Raw genomic sequence first — 10177 nt, 5'->3', positions numbered from 1 at the left:
TAGTATCGGATCAAAGCATTGAGTTGATTTCTATGTATATGGCAAAAGAATACTTTACACAAAAATATGCTCTTATTTCAGGAAGAAAACAATATCTTGGTACCCAGGCGTTCAATAAATTACCGGCATATAAAGATCAGTTTGAAGTAGTCAAACAATCTGCTGAAAACTGGACTGATGAAATAGAACGCTTCTTAATGGAATTTCCTGAGTATTCGGACGAAAGGTAGGTGCATATGAATAAAATTTTGATAAAAACACCTGACCGTGAAATCAGTCTTGGCGATCTGTGCGCAAAAGAATATCAAAAGATCAATAATCTTATGAATTTAATTGAGCGGGAGTTTGATACTGATATGAATCTTCATCCTTCGATCCGTCATGAAATTCTGGATATTTCTAATTTCATCAGAAGATTACCCGCTATGGTCAGTGAGGTGGTACGGTGAAATTGCGTGATGAGTGGATGCCAACAAATGATGATGTTAAAGATCTGTTTTACAGCAGAGAGGAAACCATAGCTGAGGTAGTCGAAAATTTTGATATCAGAAGAAAATATAGTGCGGAAGGCGAAGAACTAACAATCAATAATGTAACAGACTGGTGCTTAGTACAGACATCTTCTAATCCACTAAAAGAGCTCGATGATATTAGAAAAATTCATTGCCCAATCACAATGGATGTGCAAAGAGGAAATTATGTGGTATACGAGAATGATATCTGGCTGATTGATTCAAACGTTGTTAATGTTGGCAATGCATATCTGTCTGCCCGCATAAACCGATGCAGTTATCGTTTGAAATGGCAAAATGTGAATGGCGATATTATTGAACGTGATATTGTTTCGTATAATGCCAGTGCCTATAATAACGGAATTGCAGGGAATAATGTAATTAAAATCGGTACTGACCAATTAATGATCTTTTTACCGTATGATGAAGAGACAAAGCTTCTTAAGCGTGGCAGGAAATTTTTTATTGATAATAATATGGAAGACCCTATGACATATGAGTTGACAAGGCCAGATAGAACGACATATGTATTTAATGGTGTTGGCTGTATTAACCTGCTAGTGACCGAATGTGCTTATACTCCAAAATCTGACGACTTAAAATATGAGGTTTGTGATTACTTTCCGGCTTCTCCGTCTGTTAATCCACCCGATGAAACATTAGTTTTGTCTTCTATCAAAGGAAGTAAAACCCTCAAAATTGGGTACTCAAGAACATACACTGTTTCTTTTACTGATTCAGAAGGAATTAAGATTTCGGATGTAGATTTTGACTGGGTTATAAAGAGCACATTCAGCGATAAGATACTTCAGGAAACTGATCATAATACGATTAAACTTCAAGTAAAAGACGAGGATTGCATTGGTAGTTCTTTTTTATTGCAAGTGTTGATAAGAGGTATCGTTAGCAGCGAAATCTCTATTATGATTATGGATATATATTAAGGAGGGGATGCTGATATAGATACCGTTTTAAAAGATATAGGCACCTATAAAAACAAACTTATTTCGGCTTTTCTGAATTCCCCCGATATCTGTGAACTAATGCTTGGGAAATCATATACGGAGGACGATGTGGACAATGTAGTCTATGAACAGATATTTCCATATTTGTATGTGGATGACACGCAAACGCAGGAAAAGTCTTACATATGTCTAGAAGTAGACATACCACGCACTTCTAATTTCACAATTAAAAATATGAAGCTCATTGTCTGGTCATATTGCCATAAAGGTATTATGCGTTATTCCAAGAAGGGGTACGTTGGAACAAGGGCTGATTGCTTATCCGATATGATAGACCGAGAGTTAAACGGCTCACAGAAATTTGGCATCGGTGGATTAAAACTCGATTCCATGACGTACTTTATGCCAAGCAAAAATCATTACGGCAGACAGCTAATTTATACCATTCCCGAATATCATACGAAAGCGCAGGTGTGATATGAATCTATACAGCGCTTATGATTATCTATGTAATGAACCATATTACATAGAAGGAATCGGAAATGTAAGGTGCCCCACACTGCGGGATATCAGAAAGGTTACTTATAACCACTTTTCGATGTTCTCAAATATTCTGTCTATGACGCTTGAAACTTATGTTGATGCCTTTGGTCTTACTGAGGCATTTCAATCTTTAGACGAAGAACAACGGTCAAAATATTCTATTTTCTACCTGATGTTATTTGGCAATACACAGTTGCTTTTAAGTATGCTGAAACTATTTATTGTAGACAGCATCAAGCTTAATGAAGAAACCAATGAGTTTATTACATATAATGTGGATGAAAATGGGAAAGAAAACAACGTAGGAATTATTTGCAATGAAAATTTTGACAAATTACGGAATGAGATTCAATGTATATTAGGCATTAAAGAGCCGGCAGAAAAAGAACAAAAGTTTAAAAATGAGTATGCCCGAAAAATGTATGAACAATTTAAGCAGCACGCTCAAAAGCAGAAAAAAGAAAGTGATGAAAACTTTGCATTCGATAATATAATTAAAAAATACTGCACTCATAATAAAGTCGGCATTAATATCCTAAATGTTTGGGATATGACATATTATCAGTTTGTTACCATGTTCAAAGAGTATGGTAATGGAAGGCAGCATGACTTTAGTGATATGATGGCTGCAAACACTTTCTCTTATAAGAAATCCACCGATTATAAGGCGATGGACTATATGAAAAAAATTGAATAATTATAAAACTAATACCACTGTTGATCAGTGGCTTTTTTATTTTAAGGAGGAAATTTATGAACGATATTAATATGGCTAACAGGCAGTGTTGTGATCTCGATATTAGAGATTATAAAACAAAGGCACCCTGGATGGATGCTAAATTCTGTAACACCACTACAATGGGATTCTCCAGTGATCCCGTATTCGCAATGAAAAAAGGGGCTAAAGCAATCAAGTTTGATAATCCTCTTGACGGTACTATTGCTTTAACATTCCAGATGGCTCCCTTTAGGCTGTATGCAATGCTGAGCGACGGTGAAGTAGAGACTTCTGCTGTTATTGCAAGGAAAGAAACAGTCAAAGCGACTGCAGCTGGAACTCTTACTTTGTCGAATGTTCCGGTTTCTGGCACTGTATTTGTTTATGCAGAAGGTGATTGGGGCGGAACAGCGATTAAGGGTACCGTAGCAGAAAAAGCGTTTACCGCTACAACGGAGGGTGATATTGCATTAAATACCTCATATGTTGTTGGTTACTTAGAAGCAAAAACTGATGGTGTCAAGAGAATTGTGTTCAATAATACAAGAGTACCAAAAGACTTCTATATTCAGATGTCTACATTAGACAAAAATGAATCTGGAGAGATTGTGCCGGTTAGAATGACGGCTTATAAAGCGAGTCCGCAGAGAAATCTCGACTTATCCTTCTCTTCTGAAGGAGATCCGGCAGAAATTACAATTACCTGTGACTGCTTGGAAGACGAAAATGGTGATGTCCTTGATATGATTGAAATCACTGACGAAGTAGCGTAAACAGACATAGAGGGTGGGTTATCACTCATCCTCTTTTAAAAGGAGAGATAATATTGATTAGAGAATGCAAAGTATTAATGAGAAATAATCTGGTTATGGTAGTAGACTTTGAGGGGAAAGAAGTTCAGATGCCATCTGATAACGGCAATGAGGAAAATATTTATGTTGAATTACAGAACAATAAATTTACGGTAACCTCAAAAGAAAAATATGACAACTTTTCGAAACCTGTTAAAAAAGAAAAAGCTGTAATCAAAAAAGAACAGCGTGTGATAGATAATGAGTGATAAGGGAGTATAACACTTGTTATTTATACAAGATTGTTGTACTCCCTATTTTTTACGGAATGGAGGTGATATCAATTAATACTAAAAAGTTTGATAAAGAATACAGTTGTCAGTGGACATTAGAATATCTGTATCTGAAAAAATGTGGTATTCCCTATACGTTTGTAAAAACCGAGGATAATGTTACCACTTGGAAATACAAAAAGAATTACCAACTCTTTGATGCTTTGAAAAATTTCTATAAAAACCTATAAGGGATTGGGTTTATATACCCCTTCCCTAGTGTCTATAAATGTCTCTACCAGGCAAAGTTCAGTCGTCTGGCAGGGGCATTTTTACATGGAGAGTAACAGACTGAACTGCTCTCCTGCCCCGATCAAAAGAAAGAAGTGATGAAATAAAAGAATGTATTATGTTAGCAATTGATTCTTCTACCATAAAAACTGGCATTGCCATTTTTAATAATGGGGACTATCAGGAAAGTCTACTTTTAGATTGTAGTAACTTTAAAAATATGGAAGATCGATTTAAAGAGATGTCTTTGAAATTGATCCATATATTAGACACATACAAACCGTATATAATTTATATAGAAGAAACCGTTGTAAATAGAAATGTCGCCGTTCAACGATTTCTCACCAGACTCCAAGGGGTAATTTATGGTTATTGCGTATTGAATGACTGTGAATTCAACGCAATAAGACCAACATCGTGGAGGAAATTAGCTGGGATTAATCAAAAGGGCAAAAAACGTAATGAATTGAAGAAGCTTGCTATAGATGCAGTATACCAGCGGTTAGGATTTAATGTTGGAGATGATGAAGCCGAAGCTATTCTTATTGGAATTGCTGCTCTGGAATTATATAAATTAAGGACACTTGTATGACAGCCATTGAATTAGTAAAATATTTATCCGAAAGAGATTATAAGCTAACTCGAGAGGAAATATTGCAAGTAATAAATCCGAAAAATAATCCAATGATTGACCATATTCTCTTTTGTAATGGGGCATGGTCTATGTGGGATAGAGAAGGTAATTACTATGGTTTTACTCAAAACAGCTAAATAAAGTGTTTCCCCTAAGAAACACATTATATGGTAATATATTCCTAACATATAGAACTTGCAAGTCTGGTATACTGTAAATAAAAAAAGAATAAGTATACCAATATGGAAAATAATTTACAACAGATGAGATGGGGAAAGAAATATTCGTTGAGAGAATTTTCGCGGATATGTGGAGTAAGCGCCTCACAGCTAAGCAAACTGGAACGCGGTGAAACTGGTGATTTGTATTATCACACAGCATGTAAAATAGCGAAAGCTCTTGATAAAAACTTAGAAGATATTTTCCCATACTAAAGAAAGGGAGTGTTTGTGGTGAGTACTAAGTTTTTACGGGTGGTATGTATGGATCTAAATGGAATTTGTCCAATCATACATACAGATGCAAACAGAAAGACAATGGATGAAGTGAATGAATTTATATCGGCAGGCATGGAGAAATATCCGAATGGAGTGTGGGTCGTCATGCCAATGGAATTATCTATTAATTAAAAATATCAACTATTATAGCTGGTCATATGACCAGCTTTTTCATATGGAGGAAATAAATATGAATTTTAACATTACAAAGACTGTATTAACATTGAAAGAAGCTAATGATTTTATCAATGGTGTTGCTTATGCCGGGTTTTCAAAAACTGAGGATGGATCAATTCAATACAGTCCATTCTTTCAGAAATTAGAATTAAAATCTAATTTTCTGGATTATTACACCGATTATCAACACCATGAAAATGTTGAAGATGATTATGCGGATTTTGCAAACTTTGACTTTGAATCTGATAGTAGAACAAGCCGAATCTACTCTTCCATTCAGTTCAAAGATATTTTGGAGTCTATAAATGAAAAAGTAGAATACATTAAAAGTCAGGATTTTTCTAATTCAAATACAAATGATATAAATCTTGAAGATCTATTTGTTATGTATTTGTCACCTTTAGTCTCCAAAATGAACGAGATGTGTGAGAAAGAAACGCAGCGTATAGAGCATGAAACCAAAGCTCTTATGGAAGCCGAAAGATTATCAAAAGCCCAGACAAAACAACTGGAATATTTAAATGCGGTAAACGAAAATTTCACTCCCGAAGAACGTGCTAATTTAGAGAAATCTATGGCTGATAAAGATGTGGATATGAATGATCTCTTATCTAAATTAGCCGATAAATATTTTATTAGCGACAAGCACAATGACAATGTCGAAAGTTTATTTAATAGCCAGCAGGAAACTATCAAAAAACAGAATGCGGAAATAAAAGAGCTGAAAGCTAAAGAAAGTGCCCGTAATGTAATTAATTATAGAAATTAGGTGATAAATTGGCAGCATTAAATTCTATCGGAGCATTAAAAGAGATTGCGCTCCAAAAAATGACTGCGGCACATAACGAGGCAAGAGCCGCATCATTTGTTGATTTAGAAATGGAAGTTGGGCATTATTATGATGGGACTGTACCAGACGTTTATATACGTACCGGCACACTCATGGAATCTCCCGATGTTAGCCCGGTATCAAAAGGTGGAAATTCTGTTGAATTTGAAGCCAAGATGGATGACAGCATATCTTATAGTACCGGTACCTATAATGGATCACAGGTAATAACCGCTACCAACGAAGGAACAAGCGGGACAATTGGTAATCATGGATACTGGGAACGGGCAAAAGAAGAAATGAAAGAAAATACCATTAGTGCATATTCAAAATATTTTAGTAGATAAGCATCTCACATGAGGTGCTTTTTTTAATGTAAAAGGGGGATTTAAATGGCTGAAGATTTTATCCTGCGAGTCCGGGGTGAACTAGACCTAAGCTCAGCAGAACGCCAATGGCATAGTTTTGTATCATCTAAAGACAAAACGTCTTTCGTGGTAAAAGCAGATCTTGATTTTGGTAATAGTTTAAAAGAAATAGATGAAATAAAAGCTAAAATAGCAAAAGAATTTGAAAAAGCTCTTGGAGTAGACAGTAAAACAGCAAAAAGGTATGCAAATGTGCTATACAACGAGAGTAGTAAAGAGCACAAAAAATACGTAGCAGATGTAAATAAAGCCGAAGAAGAAGTCGCTGCCAAGAAAAGGAAACGACTTCAGGTAGCTACTCGGGAAGAAAGTGCCAGAAGAAAAAAAGAAGAAGCTATAGAATATCGCTGGCAGAAAAATTTATACAATCAAGAGCAAGCCCAAGCGAAACAGATTGCTAAGATCAAAGAAGATAATCTAAAGCAAACACGGAAAGCTGATGCAACTGATAAACACAGACAGGCTCAGCAGCAAGTTGCCGCCATGAAAGCTAATGCGTACTCAAAAAATGCTCATAACAATTCCCTAGTTGAATCGGGGAAATCGAATATAGCAAAATGGACTGCAGAGTATAAGTCTCGGGCTGATCAAATTTCAAAAATACAAAGTGATCTTCAAGACGGCAAGTTTTTATCAAAGTCATCTTCGATGTCTAAAAGCCTAAATAAATATTCTGGGCAAGATAGTGAACTTCTAAAGCAAGCAAAGCAATATGAAAGTATATATAATAATTCATTTAATAACATAAAAAGACATTTTGACTCATCTGATTCTTTTAGACTAGATGACAAAACTTTAGTGTCTTCGTTTTCCAACATGGAGACAGCCGCAAAGCGCTTTGGAAATACGATGAAAGCTGTCGCCAACGAGTCATCCGGATCAATATCTACGTTTGAAGCAACAACTGCATCTAACAAAACATTAAACTGGTTAAATAACAATACAAAAGCTGCAAAAAAATACGGTGATGCCCTACAACAACTAGCAGAATTACAACGTTCTGCCACAAGCGCAGGCGATGCAAAAAAGTACCAAAGTGAAGTTAATGCCATCAAAGCTGCCGCCGCTACTGAAGGTTTGACCGGTAATAGTTTTCTTACCGAGATGGGGCGAGGATTTAAGCAAATTGGGCAGTTCGTAGGGGTTTATGGTGCAATTCAAAAAACCGTAGATACTGTTGGAGAGTTAGTTGTTAATGTCAGAGAAGTCGATTCGGCAATGACAAATCTCTATAAGGTTACAGATGAGACAAGTGATAAATATGCATCATTCAAAAAAGATTCTGGTAAGACTGCCAAGGATTTAGGAAGAACCATGTCTTCTTACATAGATCAGACAGCTACCTGGGCAAAACTTGGTAACACGCTTTCTGATAGTGCTGAATTAGCTAAGACAAGTTCTATCTATGCCAATGTAGGGGAAGTAGATGACGAAACAGCCGTATCTGATATCATTACTGCCATGAAAGCATTTAATATCCAAGCGAAAGACAGTATTCAAATCGTTGACCAGCTTAATATATTGGGAAATAAATATGCTACTTCATCAAAAGATATTGGTCAAGGCTTGAAAAACTCTGCCTCCGTTATGGCTTTAGCAGGAAACTCAATTCAAGAAACAGAGGCAATGATTACGGGTGGCGCTGAAATTACTCAAGAGGCTGGAGAACTTGGAAACGCGCTTAAAATTTCTACCTTGCGATTGCGTGGAATGAAAGGCGAACTTGAAGAATTAGGTGAAGATGTCGAAGGTATTGAATCCGTAAGTAAGATTCAAACACATTTGTTGAATTTAACCAAAGGAAAAGTCAATATATTTGATGATTTAGATCCAACTAAATTCAAATCAACCTTTGAGATCTTTAAAGATATCGCTGAGGTGTATGATTCTTTAAAGGAGACTGAACAGGCTGATCTTCTTGAAACGGTAGCAGGAAAACATCAAGCAAATAGAATTGCTGCACTTTTAAAATCTTTTCAAACTGGGCAGGTTGACAATGCCCTTAATGACGCTATGAATTCAGACGGTTCAGCACAAGCTGAGCAAGATCGCTGGATGACTTCTTTAGACGCAAAAATCAATCAATTCAATGCAGCGAAAGAATCATTTGCAAATACTCTCATTGATTCAGATTTTTTAAAAGGCATCGTTGACTTTGGAACATCCGGTATTTCTGTATTAGATGATATGATCAGTAAATTTGGTTCGCTAAATACTATAGTTGCAACAGTAGCTGCCGGCTTATCGATGTTTAAAAACGTGGGTGGGGATCGAGATTATATCTCTTATCAGCTTCCTCTAGACGCCCACTACAATTCTGGGGGTAACTCTGAACGAGTTTATGCTAAAATGGTGGCATAAACAAGGGAATTGTACAGCAAACAACCGAAACTGGTACGTCTAAAAAACGTATTTCTTTTTTGATAATTTATGAACGGGGTAAACCGCTACGTCTCAATTACTACCTGTCTGAAGATAAGACTCTTCAAAATTTGGAATAGGAACTTGACCTGAAAGGGCTTAAGCATAGTAAAAAGATTGAGAATAGGTGAGTCCGCAGCAAAACCTCTACGTCTTATAGAGGGATGTTCATCGACTATAATGGGAACTTGGATACGACACCTTACGTCAAACATTCAAGAAGGTATAGTCAGAGCTGTAAGTGAACGCATCATGATAAAATTGTTAGCATAGATATATCACTGTGCTTATGCGTATTGTGACTCGCCACACAAGCGAGGATGATATAATTGTGTGAACACATGTTCCAACTACTCTCCTGTCAAATTTTGGTATATAATATAAACAAAAAAGGGGGATTTGGAATGAGTGGTGAAAAAAATAAAGATAATAATCAGGTTAAAATAGAATATGAGCCAGTTGAATTAAACGAATGGGTATCTGCAGCTGTCGAAACAGATAAAACTAAATCAATCGATGTTGTAAAGATGAGTGGAAACCCCAATAACAAAGAACGGAGATGATGTAATCGTACAAGAACTAATATTTATCATAAATAATATCTCTATAGTGTTGCAATATTTCATACCAGGCTTCTGGTTTTTAATTATTTTTAAATTTTTTGTGTCAAAAAAGATTTCTAATGTTATGATGACTATCATGAGCTGTGTAATCAGTTATATTTTCATATCATTTATAAGTGCCATAAATCAAGTATGGTTAAAGCAAGATATTATTCAACAACCAGTTGTTATGTCGTGTATAGCAATTACTCTGTAAACTTTCATGTCATGTACATTATCATTAATATACACCAGTGATAAATTTAAAAATTTTATGGTAAAATATTTTCATCGGACACCAAACGAGGATATATGGTTGGATGTATTAGATTTTAAAAATGGTTCAAATCTAAAGGTATTTTTCAAGGAAAAAGAAAATTACTTAATTGGACAGTATAAATGTTATGAGGAAAAAGGAGCAGATTCTTGGTTTGCATTAACAGGATATGCTTGGTTTTCTAAAAGTACAGGCAAGATATTAAAGCCAAGCTATTTAG

16 protein-coding genes are annotated in these 10177 nt (G+C 35.7%); all 16 read left to right on the top strand.

What is annotated here, in order from left to right:
- Positions 1–230 (top strand): hypothetical protein (locus ACH2DQ_RS22970; protein WP_395028487.1); only part of this gene is annotated, 230 nt, incomplete at its 5' end.
- Between the two features lie 6 nt (positions 231–236).
- The gene (locus ACH2DQ_RS22965) at positions 237–449 is read left to right on the top strand and encodes a hypothetical protein (RefSeq protein WP_394910591.1); all 213 of its coding nucleotides are present in this window, start codon (positions 237–239) and stop codon (positions 447–449) included.
- Positions 446–1456, top strand: coding sequence for a hypothetical protein (locus ACH2DQ_RS22960; protein WP_394910592.1), 1011 nt, complete (start codon positions 446–448; stop codon positions 1454–1456). Before ACH2DQ_RS22965 ends, ACH2DQ_RS22960 begins: the two co-directional genes overlap by 4 nt.
- A gap of 129 nt (positions 1457–1585) precedes the next feature.
- On the top strand, positions 1586–1954 hold the full coding sequence (locus tag ACH2DQ_RS22955) for a hypothetical protein (protein ID WP_394910593.1): 369 nt from the start codon (positions 1586–1588) through the stop codon (positions 1952–1954).
- Between the two features lies 1 nt (position 1955).
- Complete coding sequence (locus ACH2DQ_RS22950) at positions 1956–2717, top strand: hypothetical protein (RefSeq protein WP_394910594.1); 762 nt, start codon at positions 1956–1958, stop codon at positions 2715–2717.
- A gap of 56 nt (positions 2718–2773) precedes the next feature.
- The gene (locus tag ACH2DQ_RS22945; RefSeq protein WP_394910595.1) at positions 2774–3511 is read left to right on the top strand and encodes a hypothetical protein; all 738 of its coding nucleotides are present in this window, start codon (positions 2774–2776) and stop codon (positions 3509–3511) included.
- Positions 3512–3564: 53 nt separating this feature from the next.
- Positions 3565–3798 (top strand): hypothetical protein, encoded by a 234-nt coding sequence (locus ACH2DQ_RS22940; RefSeq protein ID WP_394910596.1) that lies wholly within the window; start codon positions 3565–3567, stop codon positions 3796–3798.
- A 412-nt stretch (positions 3799–4210) separates the two neighbouring features.
- Positions 4211–4684, top strand: a complete 474-nt coding sequence (locus tag ACH2DQ_RS22935) for a hypothetical protein (protein WP_394910597.1) — start codon at positions 4211–4213, stop codon at positions 4682–4684.
- Positions 4681–4863, top strand: a complete 183-nt coding sequence (locus tag ACH2DQ_RS22930; protein WP_394910598.1) for a hypothetical protein — start codon at positions 4681–4683, stop codon at positions 4861–4863. The genes ACH2DQ_RS22935 and ACH2DQ_RS22930 overlap by 4 nt, the downstream gene beginning before the upstream one ends.
- A 105-nt stretch (positions 4864–4968) precedes the next feature.
- On the top strand, positions 4969–5160 hold the full coding sequence (locus ACH2DQ_RS22925) for a helix-turn-helix domain-containing protein (RefSeq protein WP_395028483.1): 192 nt from the start codon (positions 4969–4971) through the stop codon (positions 5158–5160).
- Positions 5161–5178: 18 nt separating this feature from the next.
- Complete coding sequence (locus ACH2DQ_RS22920) at positions 5179–5355, top strand: hypothetical protein (protein WP_394910599.1); 177 nt, start codon at positions 5179–5181, stop codon at positions 5353–5355.
- A gap of 58 nt (positions 5356–5413) precedes the next feature.
- The gene (locus ACH2DQ_RS22915) at positions 5414–6169 is read left to right on the top strand and encodes a hypothetical protein (RefSeq protein WP_394910600.1); all 756 of its coding nucleotides are present in this window, start codon (positions 5414–5416) and stop codon (positions 6167–6169) included.
- An 8-nt stretch (positions 6170–6177) separates the two neighbouring features.
- Positions 6178–6576 (top strand): hypothetical protein, encoded by a 399-nt coding sequence (locus tag ACH2DQ_RS22910; RefSeq protein ID WP_394910601.1) that lies wholly within the window; start codon positions 6178–6180, stop codon positions 6574–6576.
- A gap of 45 nt (positions 6577–6621) precedes the next feature.
- Positions 6622–9018, top strand: a complete 2397-nt coding sequence (locus ACH2DQ_RS22905; RefSeq protein WP_394910602.1) for a phage tail tape measure protein — start codon at positions 6622–6624, stop codon at positions 9016–9018.
- A gap of 464 nt (positions 9019–9482) precedes the next feature.
- Positions 9483–9641 (top strand): hypothetical protein, encoded by a 159-nt coding sequence (locus ACH2DQ_RS22900; protein ID WP_394910603.1) that lies wholly within the window; start codon positions 9483–9485, stop codon positions 9639–9641.
- 355 nt (positions 9642–9996) lie between these two features.
- Positions 9997–10177: hypothetical protein (locus ACH2DQ_RS22895; protein WP_395028479.1), on the top strand; the 181-nt coding region annotated here is incomplete at its 3' end.

The sequence above is a fragment of the Robinsoniella sp. genome, assembly GCF_034124845.1.
This window is presented reverse-complemented; position numbering and strand designations above follow the sequence as displayed.